The organism is Stygiolobus sp. CP850M (genome assembly GCF_037389425.1).
Classification (GTDB): domain Archaea; phylum Thermoproteota; class Thermoprotei_A; order Sulfolobales; family Sulfolobaceae; genus Stygiolobus.
Window position 1 is genome coordinate 17,372 of the sequence record NZ_JBBHKR010000107.1, and the last position, 15,656, is coordinate 33,027.

Below are 15,656 nucleotides of genomic sequence, written 5' to 3' on the forward strand. Positions count from 1 at the left end.
AGTAGGCTTTAAAACTATTTTCTACTTATCTATACACTAGGGTTTCTGCAGTTATCCTTAAGTAAGTTTACGCGAATATTGTTAGGTAATTGAGAGAATAATTTCTCTATCAAACTCCTGTTTTCGTTATCACAGTATAAGAGGACTCCATCAATCTCTTTTTTGCTATTTTCCTCTACGACTTTAGACATATCTTCCCTTTTCCATAAGAAAAGTTCGTATCCTATGTCTATATTGTCTAACATTGGCTCCCTTATGTAATCCACGACCTTATGGAAAGGTTGTTGTGATATTACGTTAATAAGCACTTTTTTAGCCCCGCTTGACCTCACGTCTGCAAAGATCTTTCTAAAGGTTTTCTCTAAGTTCTCATCTTTCATTGCTACAAGGACTAGTAATGCTTTCATCTATTTTTGCTCTTGTTGTAAAGTATTAGTGTTTTTCGCTGGTTTGAGGAAATACCGAGTATTTTCTAATATCTCATTTATTGTAAACACTACAATATTATATTGTGATAGCACAAGTAATATACCGAAAATTTGACGAGAAAATTGAGGAGATTACTAGGAAACTAAGGAAGTTAGGGGCTGAAATAATATTCACTAAGGGTGAAAAAGACGCTGTCTGGATTAATTCCTACAACGTTTGGAGTGAGGGAGATGAATATGACGTGGAGGAAGGTTATTACGACGTTAAGATTTACGAAATGATAAAAAGAACGAGGTTCGGGGTCAGCTCTTAATTTGGCGTAGGAAATGAGAAGAATCAGTAATGACTAAGTACCCTCTAGCTTCCGGCGGGTACTCCCTAGTGATACCACCTACGTATATAACTCTTGCCAGCTTATCTATCTCAAGCCTTTTCTGTTGTGCAATTATTATCCAATCCCAAGGACCTGCTCCTACGTTCCTTCTGAGCTGATCTACGTCACCTTGATGCCCGTGTAGTATGTAGTATTTAACCGAGGAGACCTCCGCTATGTACATTGTAGTACCTATAATTTCCTCCCTATATCTAGGTTCTGCCATTATACATTTCAATGCATGAGGATCCATATCTCCTTGAATATAGACTATCTGAGCCCAAGGGGCTATACTCCTTATAACATATAGGACGTCAATAACTCTTGGACACTCGTAGTCCCAGTAGCACTGAGTAGTATCCCCGTCAAGTACAATAGTCTCTGGTTCTTCTTTTTTGATTATCGAAGATAATGTGCTTTCGACGTGCGGTTCTGGAAACCTTATGTTACCCATCACTAGGATCTTCAATCTTAAACCCGTTATTACTAATATGTATTTTAACTATTTTTTATTTTCTCAGAAAGGGTTAGCATTAGAATTTTATAACTCGTATTCATTATTCTTTTTGAACCAAATTGGAGACGAGGACTACGGTGTTACTTTCGGTAATATTGCTTATACTTCCCACAGTGCCAGCATATGTTTTAAATTATCCAGCGTTCTTAGTAGCTTCAGCAATAGGTCTCATTATAGTTCTTTATATTATGTACTCTAACCGTACTTGGGAAACACTTAAGGGGAAGGTAGTAGGGACGTACTTCTCCGGTGTATTCGCCGTAGGTGTAACGTTAGGGATATTCTTCTCAGCCTATTCAAAACCGAAACTTTTTGCGGAGACTGGTCTAATATTCATAATACCATTCATAGTCCAATTCCTCCTTTTGCTGAAAAACATATTACCCTCTATGATTAGTAAGGACTTACTTTACTTCAGCAACGGTTACGTACCTTTTCTTCTGGTACTGATAATAGGTTCTGTGATCGGAAGGTTTTTGAGTTCATTTTACCCACTAATAATTTTATATTCAGGAACTTTAGTGGTAGCTATTCTGGTATTTTTATACTTTAGGAGAAGTGGGTGAAATGAAAGTAGCGATAGTAGGTGCAGGGCCTGCTGGACTATCTTTAGCCTGGTTTTTGAAAGGTACGAAATATAACGCTACTGTTTATGAAGCGTTAGACGATGTCGGAAAAAAACCTTGTGCTTGGGGTCTTATGAGCGGGGTTGAGTCCTTACTCCCGATCACGAAAGATAGTATAATTAGCGAGATCAAAGGCTTCAGGATTTATTTGAACGATAAGCTTATACACGACATAAGGGGAAAACAAACTCTCGGTTATATTATAAATAAACCCTTGTTTCTGAAACATCTTGCCGAAAGGCTCAACGTTAAGTTTAATTCGAAAGTCATCAGGAAGAGAGAAGGGGGTAAAGAGGAGTACTATTTGGTTAACGGTGAGAAGATTAACGCGGATAAGGTAGTAATTTCTAACGGTCACTATGAACTACCTAAGGATCATACGGTACCGGCAATTCAATATATTACGGACTACAAGATAGACCCAGAGATAGTTGAGTTTTACTTCTACAGCGATTTGTTAGGATATGCGTGGATATTCCCCGATGATAAAGGTAGTAAGATAGGGATAGGAGGTTATGCCGATGTTAGTTTTCTAAAGGAAAGATTATCTAAATTAGTGAAGGGTAAAGTATTTACTTTTCACGGGGCTAGGGTCTCGGATTATGGTATAGATGAGTTGAGGCTTAACGAGAAGACTTATGTCGGAGAAGCTTTAGGTACTGTATATCCTCTCACTGGAGAGGGTATAAGACCTTCCATACTGAGCTCCAAAATTTACGCTGATTCGCTTTTAGAGGATAAGGATTTCGTTAAGGAGTTCAAAGCCTCAAAACTATACTTCACGATTCAAGCCCAGGCTAAAATAATAGATAGTGTCAAGAAGAAAATCATAAGTATTGGTCTACTTTCTAAGCTAATAACTAAAAGTGACCCAGACCTTGTATATAGAATAGCTATAGGAGACTTTGGCATGTCCGATTTAATTAAGTTGTTTGGGAGGTCACTATTATGACCTATATTCTCGATGATATAGATAAAAAGATAATAAAGATACTTCAGGAAGATGCGAGGACTCCGTTTTCTAAGATAGCTAAAATGCTGAATTTAAGTGAATCTACAATACACATGAGGATGAAGAGACTGAGAGAGAACGGGGTCATAAAGGGGTTTTACGTAGATATAGACCCTGAAGTGATAGGTTATAACGTGGTAGCTTTCGTTATGATTAAAGCTGATCCCAAAAAATATGAGGGAATCTTGAAGAGGATCTCCGAGTTCAAAGAGGTTTTGGAGGTTTATGATGTAACCGGTGAATTTTACGCGTTATTAAAGGTGAGAGTTAAAACGAGGGAGGAGTTAGCAAAGGTTCTCGATATGATAGGAAATATGGACGGAGTAACTTCAACATATACAATGTTCGTCTTACGGACTATTAAGGAATTGAGAAGTGTAATTTTAGACTGATCGGTGCGAGAGCTCGTCATCACATTTTCAGCCGGTTTTTTAGTCCTCATTTCTTAATTTTCTGAATCAGGTGCTGGATAATATATTTTGCAGGGTTTACGTTAGTCGCTTGATAAAATCCCTTCCAGAGCGGAGCCGCGTTTACCTCAAGCACTTTATAACCACCATCTAAATCCTCGACTATGTCGAGACCAGCGTAATCAAGTCCCAAGACGGTTGTGGACTTCAATGCTATCTCCTCAAGGTATTTGTCCGGTAGGATAACTTGTGTTAAAGCCCCTTGAGCAACATTGGTCTTCCAAGAGGTTTTGTTTATCCTGTATATACTGCCTATTATTCTATCTCCAACCACGAAGACTCTTATGTCTCTTTCCGGCTTTCTCACGTATTTCTGTATGTACACAGGTTGATTTACAGACAAAATTGATTTAGCTATCCTGAACGCTATATCTGGGTCTGTAACTCTTACTGCTCCGAGACCAAGGCTTCCCACCAAGGGTTTTATTACCACCTCTTTCCATCGCTCTGCAAGTCTCATAGCTTCAAAGGGACTCTCCACTAATGCGGTCTCAGGTATGGGGATCCCTGCACTTTTTAGCTTTACTAAGCTGCTAAACTTATCTCTAGCGATGAACATGGATTCAGGCCTATTAATTAACGTTACACCGTTGTTTTCCATAGCTTTCAGAGTGTCGAATCTTTTGATAAGTTGTTCAGTGGAGGATATGAAACCTAAGTTCCTTACGACTCCTCCGTCTATCATTAATGTCTTTCCTCCATATGTAAATTCTACACCATTAGTCGTAATGACCGGATTTATCTGTGAAATCCTTAAATATATTGCAATATGACCATTATTCTTTATTTCTAGAAGTAGTTGCTTAGAAGCCTCAGTGACCTTTTGAGACTCGTGGATTACTGCAATTTTAATAAGTTATCACCAATCTTTTCCTCATATGAGTCGTTTTTATAGTTTATTAATACCCGCCTCGTTAAGTAAACCCGCTGTAAGGAAGTCGGGAATAGATATTACAGCTTCCCTAAACTCTTGTCTTACGTCTATTTTTCTCACCAACGATAAATAGTTAGATACAGCACTAGTATATTCGGCCTTAACATATTCCTTGTAATCTGCACCTTTCAAGTCATAAAGCTGTTTTGCACTCCCTACCAATACCTTCAACTCTCCTTTTTCGTATTTATACACGTCTATGTAATCGTCTATGAGCTGGTAAGCTATTCCCAGTTCTTTTCCCAATTCTATCATAATATCCACCACCTCTTCTCTTTTCGCTGCAAAAGCAGACAGCATTGTAGACAGTTTAAAGAGACTCGCAGTCTTATACTCTATAGTCTTCATATAATCTACAGGAGTACCGAAAATGTCCTTTAATGCACCTATAGCAGTGTCCCTCCAGAGGTCAATACTTAACTTTAATGCCCTCTCCCCGTAACTCGAGATAATGTTCAATGCGGAGGGAATAAGAAAGTTGGTAATGAATATTACCCTTCTGTTTGTGTAAACTGCCCAAGCCGCCTCCACTCCTCTCCTTGTAAGGTCGTAATCAACAATGTCATCTAAGGCTAGAGAAGATGAGTGAAGGATCTCAGAGGCTAAAGCAGCTTTATATGAATTCGACTGTTCCCCTCCTAAAGCTTCAGTGAAGAACATGGTAAGCGTTGCCCTGAACCTCTTACCGTCCTTCAGAATGTATTTACTCACTTCCAATAACTCCCAGTCCTTTATATCTGATAAGTAATCTTCAATGAGCTTATCAACGATCTCTTTAGTACGTCGCCAATAAGTTAGAAAATCCACTTCATAACACTCTCGCAGGTTGCTTAAATAAATATGTTAAAATTGATAAATAAACTGGTGCAAGTAAAGGGTCAACGTCAAAGATAATCTCCCTCACGTTCTTTCCTTTAGCCCTAAGTTCGAATTCCATACGCCTGACCGTTAAAACATCGGCTCCAGTAGTTATAAATGTATATGTATTGCTAGAACCAAGAAAATCCTCGTGGCTCTTTATTTCAGTATTAAGGTATTTCTGCATTAAATTGCGTGCGGGTAAAAGAAGCGGGGAGAGAACAATTAAACCGTTGAAATCTACTTCCTTAACTTTTTCTTTCAACCATTCCTCTAATGTGTTAAGGGAGCTAAGCTCCTTTAATATTTCCTCACTCCTCTTGTTTTTGTTTATGGACGAGATTTCCTTGAGGAGAGATAAAGACGTCTCTATTTCACATAACTCTCCTTCTTTACTCAAGATTTCCACATCACCTTTACCTTTCTCCTTCTTCATGTCTACGTTACACGTTATCAGATATCCTTTTCCTCCTAGAGACCACATGGAGTCCAAAAAAGGGATGACGTCGTTTTTGTCGTGTAGAAACGCAATTACGTTATTAACGTCAGCGTAAGGCTTCTCCGAGAATAAGAAGTCGTATAAATTAACGAGCCTCACAACTTTCTCCGACAGTTGTGAAAGGGCTCTGTAAAGAGTGAACGCTTCCAATTCACTCTTTCTGTTGTACACTATAGTGAAATCCGGGCCAATTGTGGATAAAAAAGGAATCGAGAAGAGGTTCAGACTAAAGCGGTCTTTAGGGAATTGCAACAACTACACTCTCCGTCATTAGGTTTCTCTGGTAACCTCCTGATAACTTCGTATAGGAGCTTTCTGGCCTTTTCAGTGTTCTCGGACATGACTTTAGTAACCTCCTCAGCCGTAACTGGTATATCCGCGAAAACGTCGTAGTCCGTAACCATTGCTATAGTCGCGTAACACATCTGTGCCTCGCAAGCTAAGTTAACTTCTGGAACCAAAGTCATCCCTATTATATCAGCCTTGAAGACTTCCTTCCAGACCTTACTTTCTGCTCCTGTCGAGAACCTAGGACCCTCTATACATATGTAGGTGCCGGAAGGGTGAGTAGTTATTCCCAAATCCCTCGCTGACTCTATTATTATCCTTCTGAGGTGGTTACAAAATGGGTCTGCCATCGATACGTGAGCGACTACGGGACCGTCAAAGAATGTATATTCTCTACCTCTTGTCATGTCTATGAACTGGTCAGGGATTACGAAGTCGCCAGGCTTATAATCGAGCCTTAAGCTCCCAACAGCTGAGACAGAAATTACCCACTTAACCCCCAACTCTTTTAACGCCCATATGTTAGCTCTGTAATTTATCTTATGAGGAGGGATTTTATGTCCTCTTCCGTGTCTGGGTAAAAAGGCTACTTTCTTCCCCTCTAACTCACCGAGAATTATGTTGTCGCTGGGTTGACCGTAAGGTGTATAGACCTTTATCTCCTTCACGTTTGTGAGTATTTTCGGATCGTATACTCCAGAACCCCCTATTATCCCGATTGTTGTCTTATCTTTTAGTTCAATCATCAAAGAGTTTTTTACGTTCAGATATAAAAAGTATAAACCATAAACTTGATAAAGGTTTAGATATAGATGTCATGGGAGTGTTGAATTGCCTAAGATACCCGTTAAGGTAGTAACATGGGATGAAGTTGTAGAGTGGTCAACAAGACTCGCGGAAATAATTAAAGAGGATAAATATCAACCCGACGTAATAATAGCAATAGCAAGGGGAGGTTTGGTACCAGCAAGAATAGTTGCCGATGTATTAGGAGTTATGGATGTGTTGTCCATAAAGGTAGAACATTGGGTGGAAACCGCTTCACACACTCCTCAGGCTAAGGTTAAGTACGCGTATAGGCTGGACTTAAGTGGTAAGAAGACTTTGATTGTGGACGATATAACTGATACCGGTGACAGTGTTGAGTTAGCGAAGAAATACGTATCTGAGAATTTCTCTCCTGCAGTGACCAAGACAGCTACAATGCAATACATTAAGCCAGTAGCTAAGGTTAAGCCAGATTATGTAGCTTCAATAGTGGAGGACTGGACATGGTTTATGTATCCTTGGAACTACTGGGAGGACGAAATAAACCTTGTAAGAAAACTAATGAATGAGGGGGTTAAAACTGAGGAGCTAGAGAAGAAGTTTTTAGAAAGTTATGGTGTAAAACCACCTGTTCCATTACAGAAAATACTTCAAGAAATGAAAAGAAGAGATCTCTTATCTTAGCATACGATAAAAATATAATTTGCTAAAAAGTGAGTTAATTATTATCCTAGTATACCTTATACCTTAGCTTACCTATAGCTCCTCCGAAAGTCTTCTTTACCCATTCCCCGTCAGGAAGTTCATCTCCTATCACGTACACTTTCGCACCGTAGTTCTCCGCTTCTTGTGCCAGTTTCTCCAGCTCCGAGCCAGGCTCATCATACACAACTAGCGAGTCTATCGCACCCATCTGTAACGCTTTTCTTATATCACTAATTCCGTAAATCACAAGCCCGTCATCCTTAGCAAGGTGGTATTTTATCTCTTCAAGTAAGTTCTCCACTTGAATGTACTTCTGGTTCTTCAGTAAATCCTGAGCTTTCATTACTAACTCCTTAAGTCCTGCATCACCTTGATCTGGTACATCAAACAATGGTTGTAATACTAGCTTCTTCAGCCTGTAATCCATATAGTCCCCTTCGTAAAAGTCCTTTTTAGCGTACCCGGGACCCCCTATTAATATCCCTTTCATCTTTTTGTTTTCGACGAACGGTATGAAGAACGCATTTACTTTCTCTCCTACCTCTTTAAGGAAGTTAGCGTACATTTCCTCGATGATTCTGTCAATTCTTCGCTGTGACTGACCACCCATCATGTGCTTCCCTGGAACGAAACCCTCAAACTCCTCTAAGACTTGAATTCTGGTACCTTTCAGTACACCTATCGTCGCATAGTCCCTCTCAACTATTATTAACCCATATACGTCTGACTCCTCTACCATGTCCTCCAAGAATTCCGTATGGAAAGACTTATCAGTACGATAGAAGAATATGGGTACTTTTTCTGGTGGTGAGAACATGAAACATTTGAAATCATTTGTGTCGAAGTTTTCACCGCAGAACAATACTAAACCGTTATCTGGGACTTTATTGATTTGGGTTAACCTATCAATAGCGGACTGTATAGCTGAAGTTACAGCGTCTCTCGTTCGCTTTAACTTAATGTTCTGTGCTATAGACGCTTCTTGTCTCAATAGATTAAGAACATCTGGTACAGGTCTGCCCGGAGGTATGTATAAGGAGAGTAGGACTGTTGCTGGTGCACTCCATTTCTTTAATTCTCTGATTAGAACCTTTAATTCTTGTCTACTTATCAAGTACTTGTCAAAGACTCATCCCTAATCGAGATATATTTACGTGATAACACCTTATAAAATTAAAGTCGTGAAAGGAAAAAATGTCACCTGACTAGTGCCAGAAGAAATTCCCCAATCATTATTGAAAATACACCGGACAAAAAAATGCCGTCGAACGTCCCCATACCTCCAATGCTCACTATCTGTGGACTTGCCTTAATGATCTTATTCATGTTAAGTAAGTCGGCTCCGATGAGTGTTCCTAAAACACTACTTATGTAGGCGGAAATAGGAACGAAAAGTGGTGTACTAAAGAAGAAGATCAAGCTCACGAATGATGAAGTGACTGGCGCAATCAAAGGGTTCATTACGACTCCTACACCGGGCATTACTTTCGAAAAGCGATGAGAAACTAGAACTACTATTAACGTGTTAACCATAATCAGAAGAGGGATAAAATAGGAAAGTTCAGCAGTGAAAATCAATAAGATAGAGGATATTATTACAGGTACGATTGCTCCCCCAACGTTTATCGCAACTAAAGTTTTCCTTATTTCGTATGAAAGTCTTGGTACGTACAAAGGAATGCCAAAAACATAAATTACGTCAACACTGGGCATCAATGCCTCCCTATCTATCTCCTTTAAGACTATATTAACCGGGCTGAAGGCAAAACTGAGAAATGAGAAACTGAAAGCTAAGAGAAAGCTATACACGTCGTTTAAACCAATACTCTTAAAGAGGAATGTGAAATAACCAATAGTGACTATCAGCATTAAAAAGGCGAAAAAAATGTAGACGATTGCGAGTATCCCCCTTACATGATATATAATTAAAATTCTAGGTGGTTTCTCGTAACTCATTGAACATTATACTCCTATCCTGCATAAATAATTCACTCTAACGTAATCCTCATACGTGTTCACATTATAAATCTTTGAAGAGGAGTACTCTACGTCTTGATAATTACTCGTGTTAAACCCCCTCCACAAGCTTATCCCTACGTAATCCCCGTGGTTCTTCAAGGAGCAAATATCCGCTTCGCATGAACTGATGAGGATCTCAACAGCGTCAATAGGTATAATAGGGGTATCAGCTGGAAAGACTAAAGTCGGGATACCTACCTTCTTAACAGCTTCATATACATCCATTTCATAACCTCGTCCCTCTGTTATTATTTTAGACAATGCAGAGAAAATTAAAGGAGAAGAGTTAGTAATTGCTAAGAAGACTTCTTCTGCAAACATCCTAGCTACTTGATAAACGCGATAATAAGAGGGTAAGCCACAAACCTCCACTAGTGGTTTTAAAGGGGTGAACCTAGTTCCTTTACCTCCCGCCATTATAATAGCTTTCAATTCTAACCAACTCCTCTTCGAAGTCTTCGGTATAACTTTTACCGTTAATAATTAGCTTCGGCTCTCCTTTTTTAAGTACACCTATTACCTTACCTCCAATACTCTCCAGTTTTTTAACATCGGGACTCTTAGCAACCGTAATGAAGCAACCTGAAGAAATGAGTTGATACGGGTTAATATTCAACGCTCTTACTATTTCTGCCGTTTCTTCCGACACCGGAATTTCAGACTTTACCTCGAGAGTTAGGTTTGAGGCTTTGGCTACCTCAAGCAAGGCTTGGTAAACACCGCCTTCCGTAGCATCATGCATCGCTATAGCGTAGTCCTTTACCTTTAATGCAATGTCTTGTACTGGGATCTTGTACTTGTATCCTTTAGATCTTTTTATGACCTCCGCTCTTACCCCCTTTTTCAAAAGCTCCTCTTCGAATTCATTAGCGAGAATCCAAGTCCCCTCTATTCCCGCCGTTCCGAAAACCAATACGTAATCTCCCTCTTTAGCGTCGGATAACTTCATTATCTTATCTGAGAAGGAGAAGGCAGTAGTTACAACGATATCTCTGTTCACACCTTGAGTTACTTCCGTATGACCGCCTACTACATTACATCCGAGTAGTTTACAAGCTTCGTTTATCCCCTCAATTACGTTGTCAAGTGAGTCCTCACTTTTCAACAATAGAACCGTGGTTACCCACCTACAACGTACTCCCTTCATATTAACATCGTTACACGCAACAACTACTGATAAAAAACCGGCATTCTTTCCTGCCTCGGTTATAGGGTCCGAATGGATTACCAAATATTTGCCTTCTACATCTACGTAAGCGTCGTCTTCACCTATACTTGGACAAACTACGCAGTCCTCATGAGGAATTTTGTTTAAAAATGTGTTAATTGGAATTTTTCCGAAACGCATAATAGTAAATAAACGACAATGATATTTATGGACATCATAGTCATCGAGGACTTATGGAAGGTTTACAAGAACAGAGTAGAGGCATTAAGAGGGATATCGCTACGAGTGAAAGAAGGCGAGGTCTTCTCCTTTTTAGGACCCAACGGTGCAGGGAAGACAACAACCATAAAGATCTTGTCCTGCATCCTTAAACCAACTAAGGGAAAAGTTACTGTAGCAGGTTATGAAGTTCCGAAGGACTGTAAGAAGATAAGAGAGATCGTAAGTGTAGTACCTCAGGAGTTTCAGGGTTTCTCCGAATTGACTGTAAGAGAGAATATCCAGTATTTCGCAAAGCTTTACAAAGTTGACACTGTGGACGACGTGATTGAGGAGTTGGGGTTAAAAGAACATCAGGATAAAAAGTTTAGGGAGTTATCTGGAGGACTCAAGAGAAGGGTAGCGATAGCTTGTGGAATAGTCGGTAATCCAAAGATAGTCTATTTAGACGAACCTACAGTTGGTCTAGATCCCAAGTCTAGGAGGAACATTTGGGAGGTTGTGAAGTCTTTGAAGGACAAGAGGATCACAGTTTTTTTGGCAACTCATTACTTAGACGAGGCGGAAAAGCTCTCAGACCGTGTAGCTGTAATCTATAAGGGTGAGATCGTTAAGTTGTCAACTCCAAGCGAACTCGTAAATGAGTTCAAAAAGGAAAGTTTAGAGGAAGCTTACTTAGAGCTTATGAGACAACTAGAGGGTGTTGATCAATGAGGAACGTTATCCCTACTGCAGTTGCGATCATTAAAGACAATTTGAGAAGTAGAGTTACCCTGGGCTTTGTAATAGTATTTCCATTAATACTCGCCTTCATTTTCTCATTACTCGGTCAAGCTTTTCAACTCCATATAATGGTTTATGTTGCCGGAAATAATAGTGGGGAAATAGCTTCATACCTCAATCAGAGTAAACTATTTATTGCTTATGTTGGAGGTAATCCCAATTACGTCACGTTGTATAACGCAATTTTTGTTAACTCTACTTCTAAAGTAATATATTACAGCCAACTGACAAGTAACTATATTCCCTTATTGAAGTCATATCTGTCTTTGTATTACTTACATGAGCAAACACCATTTACAGCTCAAGAAACTATTACGAGAGCTACTCCAGTAGCTTATGAGATTTCAGGTGTAGTCGGAGTAATAACCCTATCTAATGGTCTGTTTGGGGTAACCGGTGTTGGTAGTGGATATTATAGAGATAGGCTTGTAGAGAGGTTAGCCTCATCGCCAATAAAGGATTATGAATGGGTCTTGGCTTTGATGATCTACGAGGTAGTAATCACAATTCTCTCTTCTATCGCTACCTTAGTAGTAGGTGCGTTAATGGGTTTTTTGCCAGATCTAGGACTTCCGTTTTTAGCAGGTCTAGTATTAGGGACTCTTATGTTTTCAGGTTTAGGTGCAGCGATTCTTGGTTTAACACCCAAGGAGAAAGTGTTCTTGTCTAACATAGTTGCCAATTTCCTAGTTTTACCTTTAATGTTCATCAGTAACGCTTTCTTCTCTCCCTCTATATTTCCGTCATTTCTGAAGGTGTTTGCCGAGTACCAGCCAGTATCATTGCTAAACGATGTGGTCAGAGCAACATTAGTCCTCGGTGAACTTCCTAACCCGGTGTATTTAGGAGTGATATTCATCCTTACCGTAGTATTCTTGGGAATTGGTTCTAGGTTGTTAAGGCTCAGAGAGGTATAAGATAAACTGACGAAAAAAGTAAAAACACTTTATAATCTTATTGTAGAACCCAAGGAGCCTTCGTCTTTGTCAAAAACGCTAAGATCCCGTTAGTTGCGTCTTTAGTTAAAACTTGATCTATGAGAAGTTTGAAAGCTGACTCTAACTCACTTTCATACTTTTTGAAAATAAGTCTTCTCATACTCATTAGAGACGAAGGAGCCATAAGTCTGAGTTTATCCATAACTTTCTGTATTTCACCTTCCAAGTTATCACTTACGAAGTGGACTAGCCCTATCTGTTTTGCTTCCTCAGCACTTAGTTCTTCTCCCAAAAGGGCAATCCTGATCACATTATTAATTCCTATAACATCTTTACCTATAGTCACAAGGACTGGTGGGAATACTCCTATCTTAGCCCCAGGTGCCGCAAATCTAGCATAAGGAGAGGCAATCACGATGTCCGAAACGAGAAGTATTTCCATTGACGCACCGTAAGCTATTCCTTCTACGATCGAGATTACTGGTTTGTTGAGATTTATAATGGTTCTATACATTTCGAACATTGTAGAGAAAAAATTCGTTGCATATTCTCTGTTCTCATTTGCCAACTTTAGCTCCTTTATATCAGCTCCAGCTCCAAAGTTCTTGTTTGCTCCAGTTAGCACTATAAACCTTACGTCCTTATCACTGTCTAACTTCCTTAATGTATCGATCACGTCGTACATAAATTCCTTATTCACTACGTTGTATTTTCCGCCAGTGTTGAAGGTTATTTTAGCATAATCTTTTAATACCTCAGTTGTTAAGGTATTCATCCCTGATTATACCTATGCTAGAGAAATAAATACTTTCTCTGATCTATTTTGTTAGAAAAATTACTTTATTTTATCGATATTTTTTCACCATATTTAAGTATTATTTTAAAAAGATTTGAAATACATATATATCTTTTATAAAACTACGTTTATATCAGATTAAATAAAAAATGTGAGGTAGATTAAAATGAGCGCAGGAGACTTTTTGAGGGGGCTTATTAGAGGAGCTGTAATTGGAGGATATTTGGGATTTAACTTCGTTATGGGAAAACTGGCTGATTTAGTAAAGGCATTATTCCAATTAGATAAGGAGTGGGTTACGAGAGTTACAATGGGAATGATAGTACTAAGCGTCATATGGGGTATTCTAGGGATTATAGACGCCTTTATGGTTAGAGTTCAAGAGTTTGCTTGGGGGGTAGCTCAGTTCTTACCTCTAACTCCTCAGGAATGGTACGCGTCTGTAACACTTCACGCAATCAGGGACTTGTTCGGGTTTGCTCAACAACTAATTCTTGCAGTATTCATTTACTTCACATTTAGGATGTTGCTAATCCAGCCGAGAGCTAAGTGGGTGTTTAACCTAGGCTTCGTATTATTCAACATCTCTTTCATGTTCTTCGAAGGCCCTATTATTATAACTCAACAACAAGGTTTTGACAACTATTTTAGTGCTACTGGTTGGTACTACCTTGCACCAATAGGAATCCCTGGATACTCCCTATACGTAGTATCTCCCTTCTGGTACATAGCATGGCTTTTAATGGACGCTGGAATATATTTAATGACGGGTTGGTATGTATATCACTTCTACCTTGCTTCAAAGGGTAGGAATGAAAAATTACCTATATTTCTGGTGTTCGGTTTAGTAGTAGCAATATTAATGTTAGAGAGCTATTCTGGTGAAGTAGTAACTTCATTATGGGACTTACTAGCGTTTTACAAGTTAGTAGGTTACAACGTAATTGCTGACCAGATATCCTTTGTGACATTATGGCACGGAATAGTCTATATTGCATGGTTCCCAGCTGTAGCTTCCTTGTACTTACTGATACCGACCCTTGCGGGTAAACCACTATACAGTGAAAAGTTGGCAAGGGTATCTGCAGTACTATACTTAATATTCTCCACCGGTCCGCTAGGGATACACCACCTATACATGGTTAATTTACCTCCCGAAGTAAAAGTGTTGGTAGAGGTGTTGACAGAGGGTATTGTAGTGCCTTCAATGATGACATTCTTTAACTTGTTTGCTACTGTAAAAGGAGCTAATATTAAGTGGAACCTGCTAGCAGCTTGGACAGTGTTGTCTTTCGCTGGTTCAATATATGGAGGTGTTATGGGAATATCCAATTCAGTTATTTCATTTAACGCAATATCTCATGAGGGCTATTACGTAGTATCTCATTTCCATGCGATGATATTGTTCTCAATAGTTCCTGCTGGATTTGCTGCTCTATACTTAATGTTACCGATGATGACACAGAGGTCTTGGTATTCGGCCAAGATGGCGTGGATACACTTCTGGGGCTACTTAATAGGTACAATAATGCTTATAGTTGGATTCTCTGAGCTTGGTATATCAGGGCTAATAAGGAAAGAAGAAGTTTATCCTCTTTCCCCAGCGTTCATAGACGGGCAGATATTAGCTACGATAGGTTCTACAATTGCTGACATAGCAACTACTGTGTGGTTAGTAAATGTGGTGTTAACTTTAGTGAAAGGTAGGGTAAGTTATGGTGAGAGTGTAAGTTTGGGTGAGGTTACTAATTCGTTAGTCATGACGTTTAGTGGAGATTATGATATAGTATCTAACGGCGTAATTAAAGGATTTAACCTAGTTAAGACCGAACTAGAGAAGATAGGTATTGCCCATAGAGTATCGAGACAAGCCTCCTAGAAAATTTTAATTTTTTTTAATTTTTTCTCTTTTTTTAATTTTTCTCCCTATTTCTTCTCTTCATTTGTACTTTTTATCTTAATTCATGTCGACGTCTTAAGCTTTCCTATCTCCTTAAGGATTTCCTCGTTTTGTGGGAACCTCCTTTCCTTATAGCGGGAGAAGATCAAATTTCCGTTCAAATAAATATCAAATATTCCGTTACTACCTTGCTCTAGCTCAACGATTGTATTTTCAAAATAGCTTAGAACGTCTCTTGCTAGATCTAATGCTCTATCCAGATAGCCACATGGTCTACAATACACTATCTTAACGTGGGTCTTGCCTTCCATGAGAACTATCTTATTTCTTGCTTAAAATAGTTTGATAACGAAT

At 39.1% G+C, this 15,656-nt stretch carries 20 protein-coding genes; 8 read left to right on the forward strand and 12 right to left on the reverse strand.

Translation table 11 applies throughout. The annotated features are described in order from the left end of the window. Positions 1-29: 29 nt before the first annotated feature. Positions 30-407 carry a DUF5751 family protein gene (locus WIW89_RS13250; RefSeq protein WP_337721108.1) on the reverse strand — a complete coding sequence of 126 codons (378 nt, stop codon included), beginning with the start codon at positions 405-407 and terminating at the stop codon, positions 30-32. A 104-nt stretch (positions 408-511) separates the two neighbouring features. Between WIW89_RS13250 and WIW89_RS13255 the strand changes: the two genes are divergently transcribed. After that, complete coding sequence (locus tag WIW89_RS13255) at positions 512-742, forward strand: hypothetical protein (RefSeq protein WP_337721109.1); 231 nt, start codon at positions 512-514, stop codon at positions 740-742. On the opposite strand, the gene WIW89_RS13260 is transcribed toward WIW89_RS13255, so the two are convergent. After that, complete coding sequence (locus tag WIW89_RS13260; protein WP_156007811.1) at positions 732-1,271, reverse strand: phosphoesterase; 540 nt, start codon at positions 1,269-1,271, stop codon at positions 732-734. The genes WIW89_RS13255 and WIW89_RS13260 overlap by 11 nt on opposite strands. Positions 1,272-1,396: 125 nt before the next feature. On the opposite strand from WIW89_RS13260, the gene WIW89_RS13265 reads away from it, so the two are divergent. Genes WIW89_RS13265 through WIW89_RS13275 form a run of 3 tightly spaced genes read left to right on the forward strand, consistent with a single transcriptional unit; the run spans position 1,397 to position 3,349 of the window. Beyond that, on the forward strand, positions 1,397-1,885 hold the full coding sequence (locus tag WIW89_RS13265) for a hypothetical protein (RefSeq protein ID WP_337721111.1): 489 nt from the start codon (positions 1,397-1,399) through the stop codon (positions 1,883-1,885). 1 nt (position 1,886) lies between these two features. Beyond that, positions 1,887-2,897, forward strand: coding sequence for an NAD(P)/FAD-dependent oxidoreductase (locus tag WIW89_RS13270; RefSeq protein WP_337721113.1), 1,011 nt, complete (start codon positions 1,887-1,889; stop codon positions 2,895-2,897). Further along, positions 2,894-3,349 (forward strand): Lrp/AsnC family transcriptional regulator, encoded by a 456-nt coding sequence (locus WIW89_RS13275; RefSeq protein WP_337721114.1) that lies wholly within the window; start codon positions 2,894-2,896, stop codon positions 3,347-3,349. The genes WIW89_RS13270 and WIW89_RS13275 overlap by 4 nt, the downstream gene beginning before the upstream one ends. 46 nt (positions 3,350-3,395) lie before the next feature. On the opposite strand, the gene WIW89_RS13280 is transcribed toward WIW89_RS13275, so the two are convergent. The 4 genes from WIW89_RS13280 to WIW89_RS13295 all read right to left on the reverse strand — a co-directional run bounded on the left by WIW89_RS13280 (position 3,396) and on the right by WIW89_RS13295 (position 6,752). Further along, on the reverse strand, positions 3,396-4,112 hold the full coding sequence (locus tag WIW89_RS13280) for a RimK family alpha-L-glutamate ligase (protein WP_337721115.1): 717 nt from the start codon (positions 4,110-4,112) through the stop codon (positions 3,396-3,398). A 204-nt stretch (positions 4,113-4,316) separates the two neighbouring features. Further along, a complete protein-coding gene (gdS-2, locus tag WIW89_RS13285) occupies positions 4,317-5,168 on the reverse strand; it encodes a hexaprenyl pyrophosphate synthase (protein ID WP_337708183.1) in 852 nt (283 codons plus the stop codon). Between the two features lies 1 nt (position 5,169). Beyond that, positions 5,170-5,970: a hypothetical protein gene (locus WIW89_RS13290; RefSeq protein WP_337721116.1), complete on the reverse strand. Its 801-nt coding sequence runs from the start codon at positions 5,968-5,970 to the stop codon at positions 5,170-5,172. Then, complete coding sequence (locus WIW89_RS13295) at positions 5,940-6,752, reverse strand: S-methyl-5'-thioadenosine phosphorylase (protein ID WP_337721117.1); 813 nt, start codon at positions 6,750-6,752, stop codon at positions 5,940-5,942. Before WIW89_RS13295 ends, WIW89_RS13290 begins: the two co-directional genes overlap by 31 nt. A gap of 85 nt (positions 6,753-6,837) precedes the next feature. Between WIW89_RS13295 and WIW89_RS13300 the strand changes: the two genes are divergently transcribed. Further along, positions 6,838-7,458, forward strand: coding sequence for a phosphoribosyltransferase (locus WIW89_RS13300; RefSeq protein WP_337701949.1), 621 nt, complete (start codon positions 6,838-6,840; stop codon positions 7,456-7,458). A gap of 46 nt (positions 7,459-7,504) precedes the next feature. On the opposite strand, the gene prf1 is transcribed toward WIW89_RS13300, so the two are convergent. The 4 genes from prf1 to WIW89_RS13320 all read right to left on the reverse strand — a co-directional run bounded on the left by prf1 (position 7,505) and on the right by WIW89_RS13320 (position 10,846). After that, positions 7,505-8,593 carry a peptide chain release factor aRF-1 gene (gene prf1, locus WIW89_RS13305; RefSeq protein ID WP_337701951.1) on the reverse strand — a complete coding sequence of 363 codons (1,089 nt, stop codon included), beginning with the start codon at positions 8,591-8,593 and terminating at the stop codon, positions 7,505-7,507. Positions 8,594-8,676: 83 nt separating this feature from the next. Continuing rightward, positions 8,677-9,435, reverse strand: coding sequence for a DUF1614 domain-containing protein (locus tag WIW89_RS13310; RefSeq protein WP_337701953.1), 759 nt, complete (start codon positions 9,433-9,435; stop codon positions 8,677-8,679). 6 nt (positions 9,436-9,441) lie between these two features. Further along, the gene (locus WIW89_RS13315; protein ID WP_337701955.1) at positions 9,442-9,930 is read right to left on the reverse strand and encodes an NTP transferase domain-containing protein; all 489 of its coding nucleotides are present in this window, start codon (positions 9,928-9,930) and stop codon (positions 9,442-9,444) included. Then, positions 9,902-10,846 carry an AIR synthase family protein gene (locus tag WIW89_RS13320; protein WP_337721118.1) on the reverse strand — a complete coding sequence of 315 codons (945 nt, stop codon included), beginning with the start codon at positions 10,844-10,846 and terminating at the stop codon, positions 9,902-9,904. The genes WIW89_RS13315 and WIW89_RS13320 overlap by 29 nt, the downstream gene beginning before the upstream one ends. Positions 10,847-10,873: 27 nt before the next feature. On the opposite strand from WIW89_RS13320, the gene WIW89_RS13325 reads away from it, so the two are divergent. Both WIW89_RS13325 and WIW89_RS13330 read left to right on the forward strand, forming a co-directional pair. Continuing rightward, positions 10,874-11,599, forward strand: a complete 726-nt coding sequence (locus WIW89_RS13325; RefSeq protein WP_337721119.1) for an ABC transporter ATP-binding protein — start codon at positions 10,874-10,876, stop codon at positions 11,597-11,599. Then, positions 11,596-12,585: an ABC transporter permease gene (locus tag WIW89_RS13330; protein WP_337701960.1), complete on the forward strand. Its 990-nt coding sequence runs from the start codon at positions 11,596-11,598 to the stop codon at positions 12,583-12,585. Before WIW89_RS13325 ends, WIW89_RS13330 begins: the two co-directional genes overlap by 4 nt. A gap of 37 nt (positions 12,586-12,622) precedes the next feature. Here the strand turns inward: WIW89_RS13330 and WIW89_RS13335 are convergent, their stop codons facing one another. After that, positions 12,623-13,381, reverse strand: a complete 759-nt coding sequence (locus WIW89_RS13335) for an enoyl-CoA hydratase/isomerase family protein (RefSeq protein ID WP_337721120.1) — start codon at positions 13,379-13,381, stop codon at positions 12,623-12,625. A gap of 187 nt (positions 13,382-13,568) precedes the next feature. Here WIW89_RS13335 and WIW89_RS13340 point away from each other — a divergent pair, with 187 nt between their 5' ends. Further along, a complete protein-coding gene (locus WIW89_RS13340; protein WP_337721121.1) occupies positions 13,569-15,281 on the forward strand; it encodes a cbb3-type cytochrome c oxidase subunit I in 1,713 nt (570 codons plus the stop codon). A gap of 83 nt (positions 15,282-15,364) precedes the next feature. Here WIW89_RS13340 and WIW89_RS13345 read toward each other — a convergent pair whose 3' ends face one another. Further along, a complete protein-coding gene (locus WIW89_RS13345; protein ID WP_337721122.1) occupies positions 15,365-15,613 on the reverse strand; it encodes a SelT/SelW/SelH family protein in 249 nt (82 codons plus the stop codon). Between the last annotated feature and the right edge of the window lie 43 nt (positions 15,614-15,656).

Coding starts and splice junctions, on each gene's coding strand:
- WIW89_RS13275 (WP_337721114.1), top strand. CDS start 2,894: ATGACCTATATTCTCGATGATATAGATAAAAAGATAATAAAGATACTT.
- WIW89_RS13310 (WP_337701953.1), bottom strand. CDS start 9,435: ATGAGTTACGAGAAACCACCTAGAATTTTAATTATATATCATGTAAGG.
- WIW89_RS13270 (WP_337721113.1), top strand. CDS start 1,887: ATGAAAGTAGCGATAGTAGGTGCAGGGCCTGCTGGACTATCTTTAGCC.
- WIW89_RS13320 (WP_337721118.1), bottom strand. CDS start 10,846: ATGCGTTTCGGAAAAATTCCAATTAACACATTTTTAAACAAAATTCCT.
- WIW89_RS13250 (WP_337721108.1), bottom strand. CDS start 407: ATGAAAGCATTACTAGTCCTTGTAGCAATGAAAGATGAGAACTTAGAG.
- WIW89_RS13340 (WP_337721121.1), top strand. CDS start 13,569: ATGAGCGCAGGAGACTTTTTGAGGGGGCTTATTAGAGGAGCTGTAATT.
- WIW89_RS13325 (WP_337721119.1), top strand. CDS start 10,874: ATGGACATCATAGTCATCGAGGACTTATGGAAGGTTTACAAGAACAGA.
- WIW89_RS13280 (WP_337721115.1), bottom strand. CDS start 4,112: ATGATAGACGGAGGAGTCGTAAGGAACTTAGGTTTCATATCCTCCACT.
- WIW89_RS13335 (WP_337721120.1), bottom strand. CDS start 13,381: ATGAATACCTTAACAACTGAGGTATTAAAAGATTATGCTAAAATAACC.
- WIW89_RS13330 (WP_337701960.1), top strand. CDS start 11,596: ATGAGGAACGTTATCCCTACTGCAGTTGCGATCATTAAAGACAATTTG.
- WIW89_RS13345 (WP_337721122.1), bottom strand. CDS start 15,613: ATGGAAGGCAAGACCCACGTTAAGATAGTGTATTGTAGACCATGTGGC.
- WIW89_RS13295 (WP_337721117.1), bottom strand. CDS start 6,752: ATGATTGAACTAAAAGATAAGACAACAATCGGGATAATAGGGGGTTCT.